The following is a 22,411-nucleotide window of genomic DNA, read 5'->3' as shown; positions in this document are numbered from 1 at the left end:
CGAGGGGAATTGCACAAAAGCCAATTTTTGAGGTGTAGTTGGTATGATCGTTGGCCTCGAGTCAAATAACCCTGGGCCAAATAAAAGGAAAGCCCACCTTTTCTTTGGCCCAGGAACATTTGCTTGTCAGGCCTGAACGAGCCGCTTCAGCTTTTCGGTTTGTCTAGCTTCAGCGCCCAGCCCTTCGAGTCAAATAACCTGACCAGAAGCAAAGGGAAAGCCCACCCTTTTCTTCTGGTCAGAACATTTGCTTGTCAGGGCTAAGCAGGGCGCTTCAGCTTTTCGGTTTTGTCTAGCTTCAGCGGCTAGGCCCTCGAGTCAAATAACCCTGTGCCAAATAAAAGGAAACCCACCTTTTCTTTGTCCCAGGAACATTTGCTTGTCGGGCCTAAGCAAGCCGCTTCAGCTTTTCGGTATGTCTAGCTTCAGCGGCTAGGCCCTCGAGTCAAATAACCCTGGGACAAATAAAAGGAAACCCCACCTTTTCTTTGTCCCAGGAACATTTGCTTGTCGGGCCTAAGCGAGCCGCTTTAGCATATCGGTTAATGTATGGTCCTTTTTTCTTGGTTGGCTTCTTTCATAGGTAGGAGGCCTTCTTTGGCTAGTTTTCCTTTGAGTCCTTCTATGAGGTATAGACCTACGAGGTCGTATAGTTCTTGATCCTCTAGTTCGTTAAGGAGGTTAAACATATTTTTTCGATTGAGTTGCTCTAGTACAGAAAATGCGATGATATCAATATCTTCTTCATCCCCTGTGAAATGGTGTTTATACATTTCATATAATTCATCTACCAGTTTCATAATCCTTTCACCCTCTTTGTTAAGTTTCTTATCTAATACAATGCACAAACCCTAGGATAAATACCCTTCCCATTTTCCCTATTTCGAATAGTATATGGTATGGACTTGTCTGAGATGCGCTAAATCTTTGTGTAATTGTCAGTTTGCTATTTCGGGCATTCCAATAGAACAAGCCCGTACTCGGGAAAAGGAGGGAGGATATCTTGAAGGAATACTCCATGATAATGTTTGTATCCGTGGCAGGCTCAGTATCCTCATATTTATTTGGCGGCTGGAATTCTTTACTAACCGTGTTAACCTTTATGATTATGCTTGATTATACAACAGGTGTCATAGCAGCAGCGATTGAGAAAAAGCTTAGTAGTCGTATTGGGTTCAAAGGAATTGCTCAGAAGCTTTTAATTTTTGCATTGGTATCTGTTGCTCATATGATTGACATGGTTATTGGGGTAAACCACCTTGTTCGAGATGCGACAGTCATTTTTTATATTATGAATGAAATAATATCAATCATTGAGAATGCGAAAAGGGTGGGATTACCGATACCCGTCTTCTTAATTAAAGTCATTCAGCTCTTTAAATCTAAGTCTAAAAAGAAGTAAAGAATATTACAGCTACTCTTGAGAGAAAATAATCAAAGGTAAACCTGTAAGGAGCTGATGTAAAGTGAAAAAAACGTACTATATTTCTTTAGCAAACGGTGAAATCTCACAAATTAGAACGGCTTCGCCTTGGAACTACAAAATTGAAGCTACAGAAGATGAAATCGTTCAGCTTCGTGAGTACTTTGATCAAATATATTCTACAGATTGGCAAGGTTTTTATCGAGCGCATACGCCTTATATTGAATATCACCATGATCCAACGAATGATGCCTATGATGCAACGATGCAGAAGGTGTATCAATTTATTTATCAATTAGGAGATCAGGAAACAAAAAAATTCATTGAAGATCAAGGGTTCCTCGATCAAAAGCAGAACGATTAATCCTTTTTGATAAAGGGTGATGTAGCTTTTAACAAATGGCTCTTTTCTAAAATATTGTTGCCTTTTCAATCTTATATTTAAGCAATTTCACAGTATTTAAAATAATTAAACGGATTTTTTAGGTTAGAAAAGAGCAACTCTCTAATTTTCAAGAAGAGACACTGTACTACCAAGTAAAAATCCGGCTTTTGCGATTTTTACGAAAGCAACAATCTATACGAAACCAGCCTTCATAAGAGACCTGGCCCGTGCCAGGTCTTTCTCACTGAAAATCTTTAGGTGTGCTTCAATCTACGGCTTATGATATTATCGTAACAAATGCAAAAGATGGAGATCGATATATGTTTACCTTTATAGATCATTACAAAAATAAAGTGCTTCTTTCTTTTCAGGATCATCCTTACTCTAAAAATCCCAAACATGTTTGGGTTATTTGTCGTTATATGGACCAATGGTTATTAACCTCTCATTCAAGAAGGGGACTTGAATTTCCAGGGGGGAAGGTAGAAAAAGGGGAAAGTCCAGATGAGGCTGCGATCCGCGAAGTAAAGGAAGAGACAGGCGGTATTGTTCATTCTTTAAGATACATCGGACAGTATAAGGTAGCAGGAAAAGAAAAAGTCATTATTAAAAATATTTATTTTGCAGAAGTACGTACAATTGAAAAGCAAAGTACGTATTTTGAGACAAATGGTCCTGTGCTTCTCCCATTTTTACCTGATGACGTCTCTTTAGATGGACGATTTAGCTTCATTATGAAAGACGATGTGTTACGTCACAGCTTAGAGTATATTAAACAATATGTAAGAACAGTCACCTGGTAAAATCAGGTGCTTTTTACTTTCTTTTGATTCATCTTGAGAAGGTGAAGGGCGTTCACCTTCCGAAGACTACAGGGCTAATGATGCCGGATTAACTTCTTTTCTAACCATTCAATACCTTGATACATAATCGTTGCAAAGAACGCAATTAATAATAAACTTAGTAAAACTAACGTGAAGTTGAATACCTGAAAACCATATATAATCATGTATCCTAAACCTTTCGAGGACACAAGAAATTCCCCAACGATGACACCTACCCAAGATAGGCCAACGTTAACCTTAAGGGTAGATATGATAGCTGGAAACGAAGCGGGTAGAATCGCCTCCTTAAAGCACTGTCCTCTTGTTGCCCCAAAGGTGCGTAGGACTTTTACATAATTAGGATCAACCTCTTTAAAAGAGGTGTAGATAACAATGGTGGTAATAATAACAGAAATAATAGCTCCCATCGCGATAATAGAGCCAAAATTTGGACCAAGTGCCACGATTAAAATGGGACCTAGTGCTACCTTCGGAAGGGCATTTAAAATGACTAAATAGGGATCCAAAACTTTAGAAATAATCGGTGACCACCAAAGGATTGCTGCCATAAATGTTCCTAAAGCCGTACCAATAATAAACCCTAACACTGTTTCGAATAGGGTAATTGATGTATGTGTTAAGAGAGTACCGTCCGAAATTTTAGTTAGCAGTAAATCAAAAATTTTGCTAGGACTGCTGAACAATAACGGATCAATCCAATTTAACCGACTTGAGAACTCCCACAGACCAAAAAACATAACGAAAATGAGAAGTTGATAAAACCGGACCCAGTGCTTTTCTTTTTTTAATTTATATAAATACTGCTGATGTAGTGTATGGACATCTTGTTCAATTTTCAAGAGACTCCAGCTCCTTCCAAATCGCTTGAAATAGCTTTGAATAGGATGGATGCTGCCTTGCATCAAAGGGCTTTTCTTCTCTAAGTTCTTGAGGAACTAAGAAGGTCTTAGCAATGCGTCCTGGGTTGGCAGCTAATAAAAATATACGATCACTCATCGCAATGGCTTCTCCGATATCATGTGTGACAAGTAAAGCCGTTTTATTAAAGTTCTTTAATGTGGTAGAAACTAAATTCTCTAGCTTTAACTTAGTCTGGTAATCTAACGCTGAAAATGGTTCATCAAGGAGCAAAATTTTAGGCTCATTTATTAATGTTCTCACGAGAGCCACACGTTGACGCATGCCTCCAGATAATTGACTTGGATATAAGTTTTCAACATCAAGTAAGTCCATTTCTCTTAAAAGCCTGCGAGCGGACTCTCTTTTTTGATTATTTTTTGTTTTAGTGATAAGAGGACCTAACAGAGTATTTTCTTCTATCGTCTTCCAGGGAAATAAATAATCCTGTTGAAGCATATACCCGATTGTTGATTCGGGCTTTGTTACTTTCTTACCATCTATGTTAATTTCACCTTCAGTCGGTGGAATCAATCCAGCAATTATCGAAAGAAGAGTTGTTTTTCCACAGCCACTAGGGCCGAGAAAGGAGATAAACTCTCCTTCCTCTATCGAAAGGGAAATGTCTTCTAGAGCTGTTGTCGTCGTTTCTTTTGTAAAATAAGTGTGATGAATATTTTTTATTGATAAGAAGCTCATATTCTCATCTCCTTTATTCTGAGATGATGCTTTCCGCAATGTCAGTATTCACAAGGACACCATGCTCCACCTTAGTTGGTAGTTCACCTGCTTCATCCATAATGTTTTGTAAGTTTTGCCATTCTTCCTGATCTAAAATAGGATTTGTGGCAAATGAACCTTGCTCCTTGTAACGGGCCACTACTGTTTCAATTAGCTCAATTGGGGTATCCTCAAATTGAGGGGAGATGGATTCAGCAATTTCTTTCGCTGAGTGTGACTCCACCCATTGCTGAGCTTTATAGATTGCTCGTGTAAATTTTTCAATAGTTTCTTTGTTTTCATCAAGGTAGCTTTGTTTAGTCATAAATGTCGTATAAGGAACATGACCGGATTCTTTACCGAATGAAGCAATGATATGTCCTTTGCCTTCTTGTTCAAAGATACTAGCAGTTGGTTCAAATAACTGGACAAAGTCACCCGTACCAGATGCAAAGGCATTAGCAATATTAGCAAACTCAATGTTTTGAATTAATTCTAAATCCTGTTGTGGATTAATTCCGTTTTTCTTAAGAACAAATTCACCAACCATTTGAGGCATACCGCCTTTTCGTTGGCCTAAGAAGGTACTTCCCTTTAGTTGATCCCATGAGAAGTTATCAATTTTTTCACGAGATACAAGGAATGTACCATCGGTTTGTGTCAATTGTGCGAAATTGATAACTGGATCTGTTGCACCTTGGGCATACACGTAAATGGATGTTTCTGAACCGACAAGTGCAATGTCTATCCCATCGGATAAGAGAGCTGTCATGGTCTTGTCGCCACCAAATGTTCCTTGAAGCTCAACTTCCAATCCTTCTTCTTCAAAAAATCCTTCAGTTAGGGCAACATATTGAGGAGCGTAGAAGATCGAGTGGGTCACTTCACCAACTCTCACTTTTTGAACATCGCTTTGACCGCAGGCACTCATGCCTAGTATAAATATTATTGATACGATGAATATACTAAATGTCTTAATGTACCGCATCATGGTTACCTCCTATAAATAAATGAATAAGTAATTACTTACCCATACAATATGTTGGTGACAAAAATGTGTGAATGCCTACAAGAAATTTAAGAAAGGAGGGACACAACGTGGATGGGACGATTATTGATAAACAAAGGTTTCCTTCACCAAGTTCCAAAATAGAGCTATATATCGTTACATATTTATGTCAGGGATTAAAGATAAAAGGACTTCTTGCTGCCCCGAAAGAAGAAGGTGAATATGATGGATTCCTCTATTTAAGAGGCGGAATCAAAAATGTAGGAATGGTTCGAATTGGAAGAATTGTGCAGTTTGCATCAGAAGGATTTGTCGTTATGGCTCCTTTTTATAGGGGAAATCAGGGAGGAGAGGGCAATGAAGATTTCGCTGGTGAAGATCGAAACGATGCGCTTGCTGCCTTAACTTTACTTAAGCAACACAAAAAAGTGAATCCTGAAAGAATCCATGTCTTTGGATTTTCTAGAGGTGGAGTTATGGCGTTATTTACTGGGATCATTGATTCTACAGTCAAATCAATTGTATCTTGGGGAGGGGTCACTGATATGGCTCTGACTTACAAAGAACGAATTGATCTTAGAAGAATGATGAAACGAGTAATTGGAGGGTCACCTAATAAGGTACCGGAACAATATGCGTCTAGAACACCATTGTTTTATATTGAAAAAATTCAAGCTCCTGTCCTCATTATCCATGGCAGAAAGGATCAGAATGTCACGATTGAACACTCCTTTCGACTTGAAAAAAGGTTAAAGGAACTTGGAAAAAAGGTGGATTCATGGTACTTTGATGAATATACACATTATTTTCCACCCAAGGTGAATCGAAAAGTAGTACAAGATTTAACGAGTTGGATGAAACAACAGCAATAGGAGGAGATAAACAATGGGGATGCCCTTTGAATTAAACACGATGATTGTGACAAAAGGTTTAGAAGAAAGAGTAAGCGGAAATCTATTTACCTTAACGAAGGCTGGCTACCGTTTATATCCTTTAGATATTCCGTTGGAAGTGAGAAAAACGAAGGATTCTGATCCAAATGGAACGGGGATTATTAAAAAAGTAGAACTAGAAAATGAACAAACGGTTATTGTGTACGAGTTAATCTCGCTCAATTCTACTAATTAAATAAGTTACATTAGTTTTGTATAAAAAACAGCAACCGTCGAGAGTTGCTGTTTTTTTACATGAGATTTAGTTGTTAACGGGTCCACCAAGATTTTCAATTTCTTTTGGAACGTTTACGAACTTTTTAAAGTTTGCTTTAAATTTATCAGCTAGTTCCGTTGCTTTTTTCGTATAAGCATCTTGGTCAGCCCATGTTTGGTCTGGTCGAAGAACTTCATCAGGTACACCCGGAACGTGAGTTGGAATCTCAAGCCCAAAAATTTCGTCCTTTGCCGTTTCAACGCTGTTTAATTCTCCCTCTAGTGCAGCTTGAACCATAGCTCTTGTGTAGCTTAACTTCATTCTGCTTCCAACACCATATTCTCCACCAGTCCAGCCAGTGTTAACAAGGAATACTTGTGCGTTATGTTCATCAATCTTTTTACCAAGCATTTCTGCATATACAGTTGCAGGTAAAGGTAAGAAAGGTGATCCAAAGCAAGTAGAGAACGTAGCTTGAGGTGACGTTACACCTCTTTCTGTTCCAGCAAGCTTACTTGTATAACCACTTAGGAAATGGTACATAGCCTGTTCTTTCGTTAGCTTACTGATTGGAGGCAATACTCCAAACGCATCAGCTGTTAAGAATACAATTGTATTTGGATGACCCGCAATGCTTGGGTCAATAATGTTATCAATTGCTTGAATTGGGTAAGCAGCACGTGTATTCTCAGTTAGAGACATATCATCATAATCAGGTACTCTTGTTTGATCGTTTAGGATGACATTTTCTAGTACGCTACCAAAGCGAATCGCATCAAAGATTTGAGGTTCTTTTTCTCTTGTTAGATTCGCACACTTTGCATAGCAGCCACCTTCAACATTGAATACGCCACTGTTAGACCAGCCATGCTCATCATCACCAATTAAGCGACGGTTAGGGTCAGCAGAAAGAGTGGTTTTACCTGTTCCTGATAAACCGAAGAATAATGCTACGTCACCTTCAGCACCAACATTTGCAGAGCAGTGCATTGGAAGAATACCCATTTCAGGTAACACGTAGTTCATAACAGAGAAGATCGATTTCTTGATTTCTCCTGCATATTCTGTTCCACCAATTAGTACAATTTTGCGTTCAAAAGAAATGATGATAAATGTCTCTGAAGCAGTTCCATCGACTTCTGGATCAGCTTTAAAATTTGGTGCAGAAATGACAGTAAACTGAGAATTATGAGAAGACAATTCTTCTTGTTCAGGGCGAATAAATAGCTGATGAGCAAATAAATTATGCCAAGCATATTCATTAATGACTTGAATTGGTAGGCGATATTTTGAATCAGCACCAGCAAACCCTTTGAACACAAATAGTTCATTTCTATTTTGTAGATACGATAATACTTTATGGTAGAGGCGATCGAAAGTCTCAACAGAAATTGGTTGATTGACTGAACCCCAAGCAATTTTATCTTTAACTGATGCTTCCTCTACAATAAATTTATCCTTTGGAGAACGTCCTGTATATTTTCCAGTTGTTGCTCTTACTGCACCAGTTGATGTTAATTCTCCTTCATTACGTGAAAGGACTTTTTCAACTAGTTGTGAGACAGATAAATTTGTGTACACATTATGCCCATTTAGTAAATCCTTCAAGCTAATGGAAAGATCAATTGAACTCATCTTCATAACCTGCCTTTTTTATCAGTTTCTATTATTCTAAAAGTAAATGTATATATGAATTCCTTCTTGAATTAGTATAACATATTTAAATGAATAGTCTATACTATTTTACGGTATTGTACGCATAAATTCACAAAATGTACCAGTTATTTCGTTCAAAGTTCACAAAATGTAATCTGTACGTTTAAAAATGGTCATCCGCCCAATCGTTCTCATGCTATTTTCCATATTGTAAAACAAGGAGGGTGACATTATGTTTGAAATTACACAACTAAGCAGTTTTGATTATGCAACAATTGCTGCTGTTGTTGCAGCTTTTGTAACGGTTTTAGGTAATGCCTTTTCCATTAATAAAAAATATCGTGCGCTTTTAGCCATCTTTTTAGGACTTGTTATCGTTTGCTTACCTCAACTGTGGGCGGAAAAATTATTAACTGCTTTAATTATCGGTTTAACGGCAAGCGGTGTTTATAGTCAGGTAAAACCAAGAGATAACGAAAACGAGCTTCTTAAATATGAAACGTTGGAACAAATAAATAAGAAGAAACGTGACTCAGAAGAGACGCCTTATTAAAATTATTCGTTAAGCTATAATCTTTTGTTGACATCATTCGACTTCTTCGGTATGATATGAGCCGAACGGATACTCTCTTATCCCGAGCAGGCGGAGGGAACAGGCCCTATGAAACCCAGCAACCATCATGAGAATGATAAGGTGCTAACCTGATGCAAGGCGTTTGGCCTTGAACGATAAGAGCGAAAGGCTACGATGTGTATTAAAACCTTTCCTCATTAGGGAAAGGTTTTTCTTTGTTATTAGGAAAAGGGAGTTTTTACCTTTACAGGGGAATCTTGTTTTTTTCTATGACCTTGTTACAGCCTGGTTAAGAAAATGTCGAAAAAAGCATGTTTTCATCATAAATTCATGTTTTTATTAGAATAATAAGGGAATGAGTACCGTATCAAGCAGAAAGGTGATATACGAAAACCGTATTTCACTTCATTGTATAAAGGGAGGAAAACGTTAGATGTCAAAAAGACGCCGTTTATTTACATCTGAGTCTGTGACAGAGGGGCATCCAGACAAAATTTGTGACCAAATTTCTGATTCAATCCTTGATGCTATTTTAGCAAAGGATGCAAATGCTCGTGTCGCATGTGAAACTTCAGTAACAACAGGATTAGTATTAGTAGCGGGAGAAATTACAACTTCTACATATGTAGATATCCCAAAGATTGTTCGTGAAACAATCCGTGAAATTGGTTATACTCGTGCAAAATACGGGTTTGACGCTGAGACATGTGCTGTTTTAACATCGATTGATGAGCAATCTGCTGATATCGCAATGGGTGTTGACCAAGCTCTTGAAGCTCGTGAAGGTCAAATGACAGATGAGCAAATTGAAGCAATTGGTGCAGGAGACCAAGGTTTAATGTTTGGTTACGCTAATAACGAAACAAAAGAACTTATGCCTCTTCCTATTTCATTAGCTCATAAATTAGCTCGTCGTTTAACTGAAGTTCGTAAGGAAGATATCTTACCTTACCTTCGTCCGGATGGAAAGACGCAAGTAACTGTTGAATATGATGAAAACGATCAACCAGTACGTATTGATACTATTGTCATTTCTACACAGCATCACCCTGAAATTACAAATGAGCAAATCAAGCGTAATCTAAAAGAGCATGTTATCGATCCAGTTGTACCAAAAGAGTTAATTGATGAAAATACAAAATACTTCATTAACCCAACAGGCCGTTTCGTAATCGGTGGTCCTCAAGGGGATGCTGGATTAACTGGTCGTAAGATTATCGTTGATACTTACGGTGGATACGCTCGCCACGGTGGAGGAGCATTCTCTGGTAAGGATGCGACGAAGGTAGACCGTTCCGCAGCATATGCAGCTCGTTATGTAGCGAAGAACATTGTAGCAGCAGGTTTAGCTGATAAAGCTGAAGTCCAATTAGCGTATGCAATTGGTGTTGCTCAACCAGTTTCTATCTCAGTTGATACATTCGGAACAGGGAAAGTATCTGAAGATGTATTAGTTGACTTAATCCGCAACAACTTTGATTTACGTCCAGCAGGCATCATTAAAATGCTAGACCTACGTCGCCCAATTTACAAGCAGACAGCAGCTTATGGTCACTTTGGCCGTTCTGATGTTGATCTACCATGGGAGCGTACTGATAAAGCAGCAGCTTTAAAAGAGCAAGCATTAAGCTAAGTGTTGAAAGGGCTGACTTCGATTAATGAAGTTAGTCCTTTTTTTCGTGAAGGAAAAGAGTGATCCTTAGAGGCTCTTGTGTAACTTTTATCTGACTGAGCGTCAAATAAGGACGTGGACGAGGGTATAGTTTTTTCAAGATCATGACGGGAATATGGCTTACTAGTAATGAGAGAGCACTTGCAATACCAATATACTTTAATGGAGAGGGTAAGCATATAATGAACAAAAGGACCGTACCTATTGTCATTCTTGCTCCACCAATGTGGGTGATAGGACGGAAGAAATAGTTGAGTGCTTTTAAGTCGAAATGACGGTTCACGTATCGAAATAAAGAGCACTCCACTTCATATAATGTCGTTATAGATAATTTCTACCTATTTTTTTAGTAAGGGCGAAATATTTAGGAAATACTATGTGAATGTAAAAATAATGGAAACTGATTGTAAAACTTATTGATCTTGAAGAGATTTATAATATTGTCCCTTCTCGACGTATTCTTTTCTTATTCGTTCCATGTCCTGTTGGTCCTCTTCCGTTAAAGGTCTAATGACTTTGGCAGGTCTTCCAAATGCCAGACTATGAGGTGGGATCACTTTCCCTTGTGGAACTAAACTGCCTGCACCGATAAAGGCACCTTCACCAATTTCTGCACCATCAAGAATGATGGAACCCATACCAATTAATGCACCTTTACGAATAATGGAGCTGTGTAAAATAACTTGATGACCAATGGACGCATCATCTTCAATGATAAGAGTCTTATTTGGACTTTGGTGTAATACACAGTTATCCTGGATATTTACACGATTGCCGATCATAGTGGGAGATACATCTCCTCTAATGACGGTATTAAACCAAACGCTAGTTTCTTCACCAATCGTTACATCTCCTGAAATTGTTACATAATCAGCAATAAATGCTGAAGTAGCGATTTTAGGTGTATGATTTTTATATGGATAGATCATCTGTCATTTCCCCTTTTCAGTCATTATTGTCATTGTAACAAAAATAGATAAAATCTGTTAAGGAATGGGAGGAGAAGTTTTATGTGGAAGTGGGAAGCTGAGAATGCAAAAGGCGTCATTGTTATGGTTCACGGTGCCGCTGAGCATCATGGGCGATATAAGTGGTTAATTGAAATGTGGAGAGGTGAAGGCTACCATGTCATTATGGGAGATTTACCTGGACAAGGAACAACCTCAAGACGTGACCGTGGCCATATAGATAAGTTCGATGTGTATATAGAAGCGGTTGAAGAATGGTATAAGGAAGCCTTGTCATACCAACTCCCAATTGTTTTACTCGGTCATAGTATGGGGGGGCTAACGGTTATTAGAACGATGCAGGAGAAGCAGCTAAAAATAAACTGTATGATTCTCTCTTCTCCATGCTTAGGAATTAGTGAGCAGACCACTCCGTCTATTTTCTTGGATCTAGCTTCAAGAGTGTTAAATAAAATCACACCTTCGCTTAGAATCGCAACCGGACTAACTCCTTCTATGGCGACGAGGAACAAAGAAGTCATTGAACTTGATTCAAATGATTCTCTATATGTAACAAAGGTATCGGTCAGATGGTTTCGGGAGTTAATTCATGCTACGGTCTTAGCACTTATAAATATAAAAAAAGTTCCGGATGTACCCGTGTTATTTATGCAGGGTGGAGACGATCAAATTGTGGATAAGCGAAAAGGAAAGGAATGGTTTGATCAGTTAGATGTAACAGATAAGACATATAAGGAGTGGCATGGACTGTATCATGAAATTTTTAATGAGCCAGAACGTGAACAAGTTTTCGACTATGCAAAGCGATTTGTTGAAACGCAGCTATCAATCAATGTAAAATAAGGAGCATCAAGGCAAAGGAGTCGACTACTATGGTGCCTTCCCATCCCTTAGGATTAATGACAAAAGTATATCGAGAGGTTTTTCCAATTGTTCATAAGGAACTGGACTATTGGCGAGGGAGAGCTGCGAGCATTCCCAATCAGGAGTTAAGAACACAGGCCCTCGCAAGTATTGGCGATAAATCCTTTCATTGTGAAGGTGGTTCCATTTTGGCATTGTTGTCTATCCAACATCTCGAGCCATGTATTAAATTCATCGTTGCTTATCAAACCATAAGCGACTACTTAGATAATTTATGCGACAGAAGTACTTCTTTAGATCCACAAGACTTTGAAGCACTTCATGAGTCTATGCCCAACGCTCTAACGGTAGAGAGCGAGCACCAGCACGACTATTATCGTTTTCGAGAGGATCAAGATGACGGGGCTTATCTGAAAGATTTAGTGTTGACTTGCCAATCGGTTCTTAAAGATTTACCACATTATTCAAAGATAAAATCCTATATCATTGAATTAGCTAACTATTATTGTTCACTTCAAGTTCATAAACATGTTAAACATGAAGAGCGTGTACCTCGTTTGGAAAAGTGGTTTTCAACCTACAAATCGGACTTACCTGAAATGGAATGGTATGAGTTTTCAGCTTGCTCTGGCTCAACCCTTGGGATTTTCTGTCTAGTTTCGTATGCATTTCAACCGCAGTTAAAAGAAGAGGATGTTTTAAAAATTCGTCAAGGGTATTTTCCTTATGTACAAGGTCTTCATATTCTACTTGATTATCTGATTGACCAAGAAGAAGATAAGGCAGGTGGAGATTTAAACTTTTGTACATATTATCCGAGCGAAGAAGCGGTATTAACACGTCTATCACACTTCCTAACGAAGGCTGATGACCATATTAGTGGCATTCCGCATGAAGTATTTCATCGATTTATTAATCGAGGATTACTTGGAGTTTACTTATCGGATCAAAAGGTCTTGAATCAACGAGCTGTCCAAAAAATGGCCAAGCAGCTAATTAAGCAAGGTGGATTCATTAGCTTTTTCTTTTATTGGAACGGAAGAATGTATAGAAAATGGAAGCAAATGAAGGAGTTTAGAAATCGTTCCTTCTCTGATCGAAAAGCAAATAGATCAATGAGTGATTGAAAAAGCCCCTCAAACTAGTTCGAGTAGTGACTAGTTTAGGGGCTTCTTTTTTCAATCGCGATGATAAAAGGTGGGTTATTTTGTTGATTTAAAAACTTGTATTGAAGCACATGGGCTTCTTGTTGGTCAATGGACTCTACAAATGTTAAAAGCTGATCACGTTCCTCTTGTCCTTCAGGATGTCCATGATAGACCACAATGACGATTATCCCTTCTGGCTTTAATAAGGACAATATCTGTTTCACTGCAGAAATGGTGGTGGGGGGAGTGGTCACTATAGCCTTATCCCCGCCAGGTAGATAGCCTAAATTAAAGATGGCACCACTGACTTTTGTCGGTACGTGTTCTGAGACATGTTCATGGCCTTTATGAAGTAGTGTTACTCGATGAAGGAGATCTTTTTCCTGCAGCTTACTTTGTGTATTCATAATGGCTTCATCTTGAATGTCAAAACCGTACACATGACCCGTCTCACCAACTAGGTTAGCTAGGAAAAGGGTATCATGACCATTACCTACTGTTGCATCAACGGCAACTTCACCTGGTGATATCGCTTGGCTTAAGAGTGTTCGGGCAAAAGGCAAAATTCTTTCAATCTTCATAGTGTCATCAATTCCTTATGAAAAAATTTACCTTGGTAGCTATCTCGACTCTTTAGCTCATTTTCAATCGCATTAAAAACCGCCCATTTATTCAAACTCCACATTGGACCGAGTAATAGATCAGGTGGACCATCACCCGTTATTCGATGGATAATCATTTCTGGTGGTAAAATTTCAAGCTGGTCACACACTAGGTTGATATACTCATCAAAGCTTAGAAATTCTAAAAGTCCTTTTTCATATTGCTTCACCATAGGAGTACCTTTTAATAAATGCATAAGGTGTATTTTAATACCTTGAACATCAAGCTTTGCCACTTCTCTTGCTGTTTCCATCATCATTTCTGGCGTCTCAAGTGGTAAGCCATTAATGATGTGTGAACATATGCGTATATTATGTTTTCTTAGCTTGTTTACACCATCGATATAACATTGGTAATCATGGGCTCGGTTAATGAGTAAAGCTGTTCTTTCATGAACAGTTTGCAGACCAAGCTCTACCCATAAATAAGTCCGTTCGTTTAATTCCGCTAAATATTCTATAACGTCATCTGGCAAGCAGTCCGGCCTTGTGGCAATAGAAAGGCCTACAACCCCTTCTTGCTTTAAAACAACCTCAAATTTTTCTCGAAGTTCTTTCACCGGAGCATGCGTATTTGTAAATGCTTGAAAATAACCAAGGTATTTACCGCTTTTCCATTTATTGTGCATCTTATTTTTAATATCATGAAACTGTTTCTCAATGGACTCTGCTCGGTTCCCAGCGAAATCACCAGACCCGGCCGCACTACAAAATGTACACCCGCCATGTGCCACGGTGCCATCACGATTAGGGCAATCGAAGCCACCATCTAATGCCACTTTGAATACCTTGTGTCCAAAGTGATGTCGAAGATGATAGTTCCAAGAATGATATCGTTTATGGTCATCTGAAAATGGGAATGGATTGTGTTGGTTTGGGTTCATTTTTAATGTCCCCTCCTTATCTCTCGGATTCGCTCGTCATTTAGTCAATCAATTTTAGCATGGTTTCAGCAGGAAACCAACCAATTCAACAGTGGGAAAAACCTCCTTTGTGGAAATGTGATAGAACGAAGCGAGTTGTATAAACTAAGTGATGATGAAGCTTTTCATCTAGTGTATATACAGTGAAGGAGGTAGAGGCAGAATGGCAACTCGTCAATCTGTAGAAGAGCATCTGCAAATGGCAGAAGATACTTTACGCTATGCACAAGACCAGTTCAAGATTGCAAAGAAACAAGAGCATTATAATCAAACCGAGTACACAAAAGCACAACAGCTTTTAGAAACAACTGTCATTGAATTAGGTCAGCTTGCTCATAGCGGGAATCCCCAGCAAAAAGAGCAAATTGAACGAATGAGACTTCAATTGCAGCAAATTCAAAACGAGATGATTATCTATCCACATCACTAAAAAGTGATTGATTTCTGCTGAAAATAAAAGCTGGAGGTACTTGTATGAAGAAACGCTCTGATCAGAACAATCCAGAACAGAAGACAAAGAACGGTGTAAATAATCAGGATATGGAAGTCGGTCCAGACTTCGACCCGGTGAAAGAAGTAAAGAAGCGCAATGCGAAGCGCGCGCAGCCGGATAAGTCGAAGGCGTAGAGAGTAGTGAAATTATGAATTGGTACCCCTGCCCGGTGTTGGGTGGGGGTTTTTTGTGTGGTAAATAAGTGGAGTTGCTCGGGGTAAGGAGCAATACGCATAAATTTTGGATTTCACGCATATATCTGAAATTTCACGCATAAAAAACAGATTTCACGCATATATTTAAAATTTTCCGCATAAATCCTAAACTTCACGCATAACCGAGTGCTTCATAAATTTAGGACAGACCCAGGGTATAAAAGAAGGAATATATAGTTTAAAGTCGAAGTATATTTTACAAAATTGTAAAGGGAGGGCTTAAATGCTACTAAAAGAGAGACAAATTTCAATTAGAATTAGGAAACTTGAGGCTTTATTAAGGAGACTACCTAAAACTCACCCTACGTATTCTGATTTGGAAGTAGAGTTGGCAAAAAATCTTGCTGGGTACCGTGGTGAACAGTCGATGAACTACTATTACAGTTATCTAATGGATAATAAATATTGTATATTTCATGACTTAAGGCTCTTTGATCAGCAACATTATTTTCAAATGGACACTTTGCTACTATGTCCATCGTTTATTCTAATTGTAGAGGTTAAAAATTTTATTGGTACTTTATTTTTTGATAGCAACTTTAAACAATTAATAAGAACCCACAACGGAAAAGAAGAAGCTTTTCCTAATCCTCTTATACAGGCTAAGAACCATCAGCGTAAATTATCAGACTGGCTAGAAGTGAATAAGTTGCCTAGTTTGCCAATCGAATCTCTTGTTGTTATCAGCAATCCCCAAGCAATTATCAGAACATCCCCCAACTATAAAGAAGCCTTCCAAAAGGTGACTACAAGTCAAAACTTCCTAGACAAGCTGGTATTAATTGAAGCTACATATAAAACTGAAAGGCTAACAGGGAAAGAAATAAAGAAAATCTCAAAGATGCTATTAAGTAAGCATGCAGAAGGAAATCCAGATTTATTGAGACAGTTTAGTATCAATAAGGATGATTTACTTTTAGGAGTATATTGTCCAAGTTGCTCTAGAATCCCAATGAACAGAATAGAGACTAAGTGGTTCTGTACTTTTTGTAATGCGTACTCCTCAGATGCTCATATTCATTCTCTAAGTGATTATTTACTATTATTTGAAACGACCATTACCAATCGGAAGTTACGTGAATTTCTTCGAATTGAATCCAGAAATATAGCAACTTATTTGCTTTCCTCAATGAACCTCCCCACCACAGGCAAAGGCAAAGGTACGACTTATCATCTTTCTTCCACACAATTAGACTATCTGGATCCCCCTAAACATTAATATTGCCACCCACCCCAAAAGCGACTACAATGAACGATGGTGAAGATGATTTTTAGGGGGAGTACCATGCCAAAGCAGTTGAGGCTTTTGTTAATAGGAATGGTTATAAACGTGGTAGGGGCTTCTTTTTTATGGCCGTTGAATACAATTTATATTCATGATGTGTTGGGAAAATCGCTTACCATGGCGGGAGTTGTGTTAATGCTTAATTCGGCTTCTGGTGTGTTAGGTAATTTAATCGGAGGTCTTTTGTTTGACCGATTTGGTGGTTATCGCTCTATTTTAATCGGTGTCAGTATGACGATGGCAGCGGGACTTGGTCTTGCTTTGAATCATAGCTGGCCATGGTATGTGTTGTTTTTAACCTTAATTGGATTTGGTTCAGGAATGGTCTTTCCTTCAATGTATGCCATGGCGGGTTCGGTTTGGCCAGAAGGTGGACGAAAACCGTTTAATTATATGTATGTTGCTCAAAATGTGGGGGTCGCTGCAGGGGCGGCCTTAGGTGGATTAGTGGCTTCGATTTCTTTTCCCTTAACCTTTTTGGCGAATGCTCTGATGTATGGTGTGTTCTTCTTATTAGCATTAACGACGTATCATCGCATTAAAGTGGATGCAGGAGAACAAAAAGGTCTCCTACAAGCTGATAAAGGAATTAAAAATAAAGCTAAGTTTACGAGTTTACTCGTTTTATGTGCAGGTTTCTTGCTTTGCTGGGTGGCTCACGTTCAGTGGCAAACAAGTATCTCCTCGTATACTCAATCGCTTGATATTTCCATCAATCAATACAGCTTTTTATGGACGGTTAATGGAGCAATGATAGTATTGGCGCAGCCACTTATATCGACTGCCATTCGTTATGTAGCTAAGACTTTGAAAGCTCAAATTATTATCGGGATTATCATTTACATGGTTTCCTTTGTTGTTGTGGCGAATGCAGGACAGTTTACAGGCTTCCTCGTTGCAATGATTATTCTTACCATTGGTGAAATGTTTGTATGGCCGGCAGTTCCGACTGTTGCTAATGAACTTGCACCAAAAGGCAGAGAAGGCTTTTATCAGGGTGTCGTTAACAGTACAGCAACAGGTGGAAGGATGCTAGGACCAGTATTAGGCGGGTTTATGGTAGATGTATATAACATAAATGCATTATTTGTTTTACTGATTGGCCTCTTATTTATGGCGATTTTCACAACGATGTTCTATGATCGTGCCATTAAAAAAGAACAAGTTAATACGGAGCTTACAGCCTAATTATTTAATTGTTTTAAAGAAACACTTGATGTTTGGAAGTTTTTTCTTTAAAATACATTACAAAACCTTACACGAAAATAAACAGTGCGAAGGAATAGTAGTGATAGAAGTTGGTCTAGAGAGTTGACGGTCGGTGCAAGTCAATCCCATGACTATCATGAACTCGCCTTCAAGTTTCAATGGTGAACTGTTCTAACTGAACACACTAATTATTGACGACTCATCCGCGTTAAGGATTCAAGTGAATGCTTAGTAAGCATTAATTTGGGTGGTACCGCGGGTTATATAAATCTCGTCCCTATTTTAGGGGCGGGGTTTTTTATTTTGTCCTTCCACTGTATGAAATGGATAATTAAACCAAATGCTAAGGTGAAGAAACAAGGAGGAACTTTTATGGCTTTTAATCACCAAGAAATTGAAAAAAAGTGGCAGCACTATTGGGAAAGCAATAAGACTTTTAAAACAAAAGAAGAAAAGGGTAATCCCAAGTTTTATGCGTTAGATATGTTTCCTTATCCTTCAGGAGCGGGTCTTCATGTTGGGCATCCTGAGGGTTATACGGCGACTGATATTGTATCCCGTATGAAGCGTATGCAAGGATATAATGTCCTTCACCCAATGGGATGGGATGCATTCGGTCTACCAGCTGAGCAGTATGCATTAGACACTGGTAATGATCCTGCGGAATTTACGGAGCAAAATATTAACACGTTCCGTAGACAAATTAAGGAACTTGGTTTCTCTTATGACTGGGACCGCGAAGTGAATACGACAGATCCTAATTATTATAAGTGGACACAATGGATTTTCTTAAAGCTTTTTGAAAAAGGGCTTGCTTATGTGGATGAAGTGCCGGTTAACTGGTGTCCAGCACTTGGAACGGTTTTAGCAAATGAAGAGGTTATTGATGGGAAAAGTGAACGTGGAGGGCATCCAGTAGAACGTCGTCCAATGAGACAATGGATTCTAAGAATTACCGAATATGCGGATCGTCTACTTGAAGACCTTGAGGAATTAGATTGGCCTGAGAGCTTAAAGGATATGCAACGTAACTGGATTGGCCGTTCAGAAGGAGCTACGGTTAACTTTGATATCGACGGATTTGAAGAAGGATTCTCCGTCTTTACGACTCGTCCTGATACTTTATTTGGTGCTACTTACGCGGTGCTTTCTCCAGAACATCCGTATGTGGATAAAATCACGACACCGGAGCAAAAAGACGCAGTTCAAGCTTATGTGGACAAGGTGAAGAGTAAGAGTGACCTAGAGCGTACAGAGCTTTCCAAAGAAAAAACAGGTGTATTCACAGGAGCTTATGCGATTAATCCCATAAACGGTGAAAAAATGCCAATCTGGATTGCAGATTATGTATTAATGAGCTATGGGACAGGTGCCATTATGGCCGTTCCAGCACATGATGAGAGAGACTTTGAGTTTGCTCAAAAATTTGATCTACCGATTAAAGAAGTTGTAGCGGGTGGAGATGTTACAAAAGAGGCTTATACTGGTGATGGTGAGCATGTTAACTCCGACTTCTTAAACGGTTTAAATAAAGAAGAAGGAATTACACAAGCAATCAAGTGGCTTGAGGAAAACAATAAAGGTGAAAAGAAGGTTTCATACCGTCTTCGTGACTGGTTATTTAGCCGTCAGCGTTACTGGGGTGAGCCGATCCCAATCATTCATTGGGAAGATGGTACGACAACAGCAGTTCCTGAGAGTGAGCTTCCATTAGTTCTTCCAAAGACAAAGGAGATTCGTCCTTCTGGTACAGGTGAATCCCCACTTGCTGCTATCGAGGATTGGGTAAATGTTATCGATCCAGTAACAGGTAAAAAAGGTCGTCGTGAAACAAATACGATGCCACAATGGGGCGGAAGCTGCTGGTACTTCTTACGCTATATTGATCCACATAATAGCGAACAGTTAGCTGATCCTGAAAAGCTAAAAGAATGGTTACCAGTTGATATTTATATTGGTGGAGCAGAACACGCAGTACTTCACTTACTATACGCTCGTTTCTGGCATAAGTTTTTATACGATATCGGAGTTGTTCCAACAAAAGAGCCATTCCAAAAGCTATTTAACCAAGGAATGATTCTTGGTGAAAACAATGAAAAGATGAGTAAATCAAAGGGGAATGTGGTAAACCCTGACGATATTATTAAGAGTCATGGTGCTGATACACTTCGTTTGTACGAAATGTTCATGGGACCTCTTGAAGCGTCAATTGCTTGGTCAACAAATGGACTTGACGGCTCACGACGTTTCCTTGACCGTGTATGGAGACTGTTCATTGAAGAAAATGGGGAAATGAACCCTAAGATTACAAACAGCTCAGCTGAAGGTTTAGAGAAGGTATATCATCAAACGGTTAAGAAAGTGACCGAGGATTACGAAGGACTTCGTTTCAACACAGCGATTTCTCAGATGATGGTCTTCATCAATGATGCCTATAAGGCAACGGAACTTCCTAGAGAATATATGGAGGGCTTTGTAAAGCTTCTTTCTCCAGTTGCGCCACATCTTGCGGAAGAGCTTTGGGAAAAGCTTGGTCATTCAGGTACGGTTACGTATGAAGCATGGCCAACATTTGATGAGTCAAAGCTAGTTGAAAACGAAGTAGAAATTGTCGTGCAAGTAAACGGTAAGCTTCGTGCTAAATTACTTGTACCAACAACCGCTTCAAAAGAAGAGCTAGAAAGTATTGCAATGTCTGATGACAGTGTAAAAGAGCAGATTGAAGGTAAAACGGTTCGTAAGGTAGTTGTCGTACCAGGCAAACTGGTTAACATTGTTGCAAATTAGAAAAAAGCCTAACAAAGAGGCAGGTAAACTGCCTCTTTTAACTGAGGATAGGAAGGTGAATCAACATGGAACAAGAAATTAAAATCATCACAACGTCAGAGCTTCAAGAAAAGCTAGCAAAAGGTGAAAATGTAGAATTAATCGATGTACGCGAAAATGAAGAGGTGGCTCAAGGCGTCATCCCTGGTGTTAAGCATATCCCAATGGGACAAATTCCTGAGAGAATGTCAGAACTTGACCCTGATAAAGAATACATATTTATTTGCCGATCAGGTCGTCGTAGTGAGAATGTTTGCTACTACCTTCAAGATCAAGGCTATAAATGCGTGAATATGGTTGGTGGAATGTTAGAGTGGGAAGGCGATCGAGAAATTCCTTCCTAAAAAAGGGGAGGCATCAAGTAAGGTTCAATTTTAGAATAGAGAATTCCAATTCATAATTAGATTAGTACACTAATTCTCACAATCTCTATCAGTGAAATAGCACGAAAAGAAGCACCTGTTCATTCAGGTGCTTTTCAATTAATATATTGTTAAGAATGACTACCTCTCCATTCATTTACTAAAACTCCATATACGATATGGTCAACATAATGGTCATATAACCACTCTGCTTGTCTAATAGTTCCTTCATTTATAAACCCCAATCTTTCTGGAACACTTCTACTTTTTTTATTCTCCACGGCAGCTCTTATTTCCACCTTATTTAATTTAAGGTGTTTAAAAGCATAGTTGGTCAATGCTTCAGCAACCTTGGTTACAATCCCTTTTCCTTGAAATTTTTCTCCTAGCCAATATCCAATATATGCCGTCTTATTGGACCAATTTATACTGTTGAATCCTGCTATTCCTACAATCTCTTCATTGAGTATAATAACGGTATTTAAACTTTTATTTTCGGCATAACCTTTTAAACAGCCTCGGATAAAGTCTTTTGTATCTTCCACACTCTTGGTGAAGTCAAGCCAAGGTAACCATTCTTTTAGATAAATTCTTGATTCGTCTGTTAGTTCAAAGATTCTTTCAGCATCATGTATTTCGACCAATCTTAATGAAACACTCTCATCAATTTTATGTATGAACATCCTCGATCCCCCAATTTTTTCTATTTGTTTCATTTTACTATAGAACTAATATTAAATTTTAAAAAAACTGTAGGAGAATGATCTATTCATACTAATGATGTCTTTTTCATAGACTCATTCCCTTTAATCCCAAATCGTTGTGCTAGAGTTCTTTTCCTATCTTTAGTTTTAATTGTTTGTCCTTTATTAGGAACTCATTCCAACAGCTGAAAAACATATGTAGGTTTCTCTTAATCCGTTTCATTATTCAGTTAGAAATTTGCTAAAATATCATTATAGACTTTTCTTTGGTTAGTTACAGTGACTATTCATTACTTTTTGTATACCTTACTTCCAATGCTATACCTAACGAACGAAATTTCAACGTTTGTCATTGGAAATTCTCTCTCCTTCTAATTCTCAAACTATCGTAAACTTTTAAACTTACATAGATCACCAAAAAG

At 38.6% G+C, this 22,411-nt stretch carries 24 protein-coding genes, 1 riboswitch and 1 other annotated feature; of the genes, 15 read left to right on the top strand and 9 right to left on the bottom strand.

The window, feature by feature from the left end; all coding sequences use genetic code 11:
• Window positions 1-542 precede the first annotated feature (542 nt).
• On the bottom strand, window positions 543-800 hold the full coding sequence (locus tag LT143_RS06605; protein ID WP_246941437.1) for a DUF6154 family protein: 258 nt from the start codon (window positions 798-800) through the stop codon (window positions 543-545).
• 203 nt (window positions 801-1,003) lie between these two features.
• Between LT143_RS06605 and LT143_RS06600 the strand changes: the two genes are divergently transcribed.
• The 3 genes from LT143_RS06600 to ytkD all read left to right on the top strand — a co-directional run bounded on the left by LT143_RS06600 (window position 1,004) and on the right by ytkD (window position 2,611).
• Complete coding sequence (locus tag LT143_RS06600; protein WP_246941435.1) at window positions 1,004-1,402, top strand: phage holin family protein; 399 nt, start codon at window positions 1,004-1,006, stop codon at window positions 1,400-1,402.
• Window positions 1,403-1,466: 64 nt separating this feature from the next.
• The gene (locus LT143_RS06595) at window positions 1,467-1,787 is read left to right on the top strand and encodes a hydrolase (RefSeq protein WP_246941432.1); all 321 of its coding nucleotides are present in this window, start codon (window positions 1,467-1,469) and stop codon (window positions 1,785-1,787) included.
• 341 nt (window positions 1,788-2,128) lie between these two features.
• On the top strand, window positions 2,129-2,611 hold the full coding sequence (gene ytkD, locus LT143_RS06590; protein ID WP_246941548.1) for an RNA deprotection pyrophosphohydrolase: 483 nt from the start codon (window positions 2,129-2,131) through the stop codon (window positions 2,609-2,611).
• Window positions 2,612-2,685: 74 nt separating this feature from the next.
• On the opposite strand, the gene LT143_RS06585 is transcribed toward ytkD, so the two are convergent.
• Genes LT143_RS06585 through LT143_RS06575 form a run of 3 tightly spaced genes read right to left on the bottom strand, consistent with a single transcriptional unit; the run spans window position 2,686 to window position 5,201 of the window.
• A complete protein-coding gene (locus tag LT143_RS06585; RefSeq protein WP_246941430.1) occupies window positions 2,686-3,492 on the bottom strand; it encodes an ABC transporter permease in 807 nt (268 codons plus the stop codon).
• A complete protein-coding gene (locus LT143_RS06580) occupies window positions 3,482-4,249 on the bottom strand; it encodes an ABC transporter ATP-binding protein (protein WP_246941428.1) in 768 nt (255 codons plus the stop codon). Before LT143_RS06580 ends, LT143_RS06585 begins: the two co-directional genes overlap by 11 nt.
• A gap of 13 nt (window positions 4,250-4,262) precedes the next feature.
• Window positions 4,263-5,201 (bottom strand): ABC transporter substrate-binding protein, encoded by a 939-nt coding sequence (locus LT143_RS06575; protein ID WP_418909808.1) that lies wholly within the window; start codon window positions 5,199-5,201, stop codon window positions 4,263-4,265.
• A 167-nt stretch (window positions 5,202-5,368) separates the two neighbouring features.
• Between LT143_RS06575 and LT143_RS06570 the strand changes: the two genes are divergently transcribed.
• Window positions 5,369-6,151, top strand: a complete 783-nt coding sequence (locus LT143_RS06570; protein ID WP_246941424.1) for an alpha/beta hydrolase family protein — start codon at window positions 5,369-5,371, stop codon at window positions 6,149-6,151.
• Between the two features lie 13 nt (window positions 6,152-6,164).
• Window positions 6,165-6,407, top strand: coding sequence for a DUF2584 domain-containing protein (locus LT143_RS06565; RefSeq protein WP_246941422.1), 243 nt, complete (start codon window positions 6,165-6,167; stop codon window positions 6,405-6,407).
• Window positions 6,408-6,473: 66 nt separating this feature from the next.
• Here the strand turns inward: LT143_RS06565 and pckA are convergent, their stop codons facing one another.
• Window positions 6,474-8,063: a phosphoenolpyruvate carboxykinase (ATP) gene (pckA, locus tag LT143_RS06560; RefSeq protein ID WP_246941420.1), complete on the bottom strand. Its 1,590-nt coding sequence runs from the start codon at window positions 8,061-8,063 to the stop codon at window positions 6,474-6,476.
• Between the two features lie 253 nt (window positions 8,064-8,316).
• On the opposite strand from pckA, the gene LT143_RS06555 reads away from it, so the two are divergent.
• Both LT143_RS06555 and metK read left to right on the top strand, forming a co-directional pair.
• Window positions 8,317-8,637, top strand: coding sequence for a hypothetical protein (locus LT143_RS06555; protein WP_246941418.1), 321 nt, complete (start codon window positions 8,317-8,319; stop codon window positions 8,635-8,637).
• A gap of 74 nt (window positions 8,638-8,711) precedes the next feature.
• Window positions 8,712-8,820: riboswitch (SAM riboswitch) on the top strand.
• 271 nt (window positions 8,821-9,091) lie between these two features.
• Complete coding sequence (gene metK / locus LT143_RS06550) at window positions 9,092-10,291, top strand: methionine adenosyltransferase (protein ID WP_246941416.1); 1,200 nt, start codon at window positions 9,092-9,094, stop codon at window positions 10,289-10,291.
• 452 nt (window positions 10,292-10,743) lie between these two features.
• Here the strand turns inward: metK and LT143_RS06545 are convergent, their stop codons facing one another.
• A complete protein-coding gene (locus LT143_RS06545; RefSeq protein ID WP_246941414.1) occupies window positions 10,744-11,259 on the bottom strand; it encodes a gamma carbonic anhydrase in 516 nt (171 codons plus the stop codon).
• 81 nt (window positions 11,260-11,340) lie between these two features.
• Here LT143_RS06545 and LT143_RS06540 point away from each other — a divergent pair, with 81 nt between their 5' ends.
• Together LT143_RS06540 and LT143_RS06535 are read left to right on the top strand one after the other, a co-directional pair.
• Complete coding sequence (locus LT143_RS06540) at window positions 11,341-12,141, top strand: alpha/beta hydrolase (protein ID WP_246941411.1); 801 nt, start codon at window positions 11,341-11,343, stop codon at window positions 12,139-12,141.
• A gap of 29 nt (window positions 12,142-12,170) precedes the next feature.
• Window positions 12,171-13,289 carry a tetraprenyl-beta-curcumene synthase family protein gene (locus LT143_RS06535; RefSeq protein WP_246941409.1) on the top strand — a complete coding sequence of 373 codons (1,119 nt, stop codon included), beginning with the start codon at window positions 12,171-12,173 and terminating at the stop codon, window positions 13,287-13,289.
• 35 nt (window positions 13,290-13,324) lie between these two features.
• Here LT143_RS06535 and mnmM read toward each other — a convergent pair whose 3' ends face one another.
• Window positions 13,325-13,891, bottom strand: a complete 567-nt coding sequence (mnmM, locus tag LT143_RS06530; RefSeq protein WP_246941407.1) for a tRNA 5-(aminomethyl)-2-thiouridylate-methyltransferase MnmM — start codon at window positions 13,889-13,891, stop codon at window positions 13,325-13,327.
• The gene (gene mnmL, locus LT143_RS06525) at window positions 13,888-14,856 is read right to left on the bottom strand and encodes a tRNA modification radical SAM protein MnmL/YtqA (RefSeq protein ID WP_246941405.1); all 969 of its coding nucleotides are present in this window, start codon (window positions 14,854-14,856) and stop codon (window positions 13,888-13,890) included. Before mnmL ends, mnmM begins: the two co-directional genes overlap by 4 nt.
• Before the next feature lie 202 nt (window positions 14,857-15,058).
• On the opposite strand from mnmL, the gene LT143_RS06520 reads away from it, so the two are divergent.
• The 6 genes from LT143_RS06520 (at window position 15,059) to LT143_RS06495 (ending at window position 21,267) form a co-directional block, all read left to right on the top strand.
• A complete protein-coding gene (locus LT143_RS06520) occupies window positions 15,059-15,325 on the top strand; it encodes a YtzC family protein (RefSeq protein ID WP_246941403.1) in 267 nt (88 codons plus the stop codon).
• A gap of 44 nt (window positions 15,326-15,369) precedes the next feature.
• Window positions 15,370-15,522 carry a glycogen biosynthesis protein GlgD gene (locus LT143_RS06515; protein WP_246941400.1) on the top strand — a complete coding sequence of 51 codons (153 nt, stop codon included), beginning with the start codon at window positions 15,370-15,372 and terminating at the stop codon, window positions 15,520-15,522.
• A 304-nt stretch (window positions 15,523-15,826) separates the two neighbouring features.
• The gene (locus LT143_RS06510) at window positions 15,827-16,822 is read left to right on the top strand and encodes a nuclease-related domain-containing protein (RefSeq protein ID WP_246941398.1); all 996 of its coding nucleotides are present in this window, start codon (window positions 15,827-15,829) and stop codon (window positions 16,820-16,822) included.
• Window positions 16,823-16,888: 66 nt separating this feature from the next.
• Entirely contained in the window at window positions 16,889-18,076 is a 1,188-nt protein-coding gene (locus tag LT143_RS06505; protein ID WP_246941396.1) for an MDR family MFS transporter, read from the top strand.
• Between the two features lie 75 nt (window positions 18,077-18,151).
• Window positions 18,152-18,379 (top strand) — a binding site (T-box leader).
• 90 nt (window positions 18,380-18,469) lie between these two features.
• A complete protein-coding gene (gene leuS, locus LT143_RS06500) occupies window positions 18,470-20,884 on the top strand; it encodes a leucine--tRNA ligase (protein ID WP_246941394.1) in 2,415 nt (804 codons plus the stop codon).
• A gap of 65 nt (window positions 20,885-20,949) precedes the next feature.
• Window positions 20,950-21,267, top strand: coding sequence for a rhodanese-like domain-containing protein (locus LT143_RS06495; RefSeq protein WP_246941392.1), 318 nt, complete (start codon window positions 20,950-20,952; stop codon window positions 21,265-21,267).
• A 149-nt stretch (window positions 21,268-21,416) separates the two neighbouring features.
• On the opposite strand, the gene LT143_RS06490 is transcribed toward LT143_RS06495, so the two are convergent.
• Window positions 21,417-21,968, bottom strand: a complete 552-nt coding sequence (locus LT143_RS06490) for a GNAT family N-acetyltransferase (protein ID WP_246941389.1) — start codon at window positions 21,966-21,968, stop codon at window positions 21,417-21,419.
• Window positions 21,969-22,411 lie beyond the last annotated feature (443 nt).

The organism is Bacillus pinisoli (assembly GCF_023036475.1).
Classification (GTDB): Bacteria; Bacillota; Bacilli; order Bacillales; family SA4; genus Bacillus_BS; species Bacillus_BS pinisoli.
This window is presented reverse-complemented; position numbering and strand designations above follow the sequence as displayed.

Excerpts from the sequence above, each read along its gene's own strand:
- mnmL (WP_246941405.1), bottom strand. The coding sequence starts at position 14,856 with ATGAACCCAAACCAACACAATCCATTCCCATTTTCAGATGACCATAAA.
- pckA (WP_246941420.1), bottom strand. The coding sequence starts at position 8,063 with ATGAGTTCAATTGATCTTTCCATTAGCTTGAAGGATTTACTAAATGGG.
- LT143_RS06515 (WP_246941400.1), top strand. The coding sequence starts at position 15,370 with ATGAAGAAACGCTCTGATCAGAACAATCCAGAACAGAAGACAAAGAAC.
- LT143_RS06605 (WP_246941437.1), bottom strand. The coding sequence starts at position 800 with ATGAAACTGGTAGATGAATTATATGAAATGTATAAACACCATTTCACA.
- LT143_RS06555 (WP_246941418.1), top strand. The coding sequence starts at position 8,317 with ATGTTTGAAATTACACAACTAAGCAGTTTTGATTATGCAACAATTGCT.
- mnmM (WP_246941407.1), bottom strand. The coding sequence starts at position 13,891 with ATGAAGATTGAAAGAATTTTGCCTTTTGCCCGAACACTCTTAAGCCAA.
- LT143_RS06510 (WP_246941398.1), top strand. The coding sequence starts at position 15,827 with ATGCTACTAAAAGAGAGACAAATTTCAATTAGAATTAGGAAACTTGAG.
- LT143_RS06575 (WP_418909808.1), bottom strand. The coding sequence starts at position 5,201 with ATGAGTGCCTGCGGTCAAAGCGATGTTCAAAAAGTGAGAGTTGGTGAA.
- LT143_RS06535 (WP_246941409.1), top strand. The coding sequence starts at position 12,171 with ATGGTGCCTTCCCATCCCTTAGGATTAATGACAAAAGTATATCGAGAG.
- LT143_RS06520 (WP_246941403.1), top strand. The coding sequence starts at position 15,059 with ATGGCAACTCGTCAATCTGTAGAAGAGCATCTGCAAATGGCAGAAGAT.
- ytkD (WP_246941548.1), top strand. The coding sequence starts at position 2,129 with ATGTTTACCTTTATAGATCATTACAAAAATAAAGTGCTTCTTTCTTTT.
- LT143_RS06580 (WP_246941428.1), bottom strand. The coding sequence starts at position 4,249 with ATGAGCTTCTTATCAATAAAAAATATTCATCACACTTATTTTACAAAA.
- LT143_RS06545 (WP_246941414.1), bottom strand. The coding sequence starts at position 11,259 with ATGATCTATCCATATAAAAATCATACACCTAAAATCGCTACTTCAGCA.
- leuS (WP_246941394.1), top strand. The coding sequence starts at position 18,470 with ATGGCTTTTAATCACCAAGAAATTGAAAAAAAGTGGCAGCACTATTGG.
- LT143_RS06505 (WP_246941396.1), top strand. The coding sequence starts at position 16,889 with ATGCCAAAGCAGTTGAGGCTTTTGTTAATAGGAATGGTTATAAACGTG.
- metK (WP_246941416.1), top strand. The coding sequence starts at position 9,092 with ATGTCAAAAAGACGCCGTTTATTTACATCTGAGTCTGTGACAGAGGGG.
- LT143_RS06490 (WP_246941389.1), bottom strand. The coding sequence starts at position 21,968 with ATGTTCATACATAAAATTGATGAGAGTGTTTCATTAAGATTGGTCGAA.
- LT143_RS06495 (WP_246941392.1), top strand. The coding sequence starts at position 20,950 with ATGGAACAAGAAATTAAAATCATCACAACGTCAGAGCTTCAAGAAAAG.
- LT143_RS06540 (WP_246941411.1), top strand. The coding sequence starts at position 11,341 with ATGTGGAAGTGGGAAGCTGAGAATGCAAAAGGCGTCATTGTTATGGTT.
- LT143_RS06565 (WP_246941422.1), top strand. The coding sequence starts at position 6,165 with ATGGGGATGCCCTTTGAATTAAACACGATGATTGTGACAAAAGGTTTA.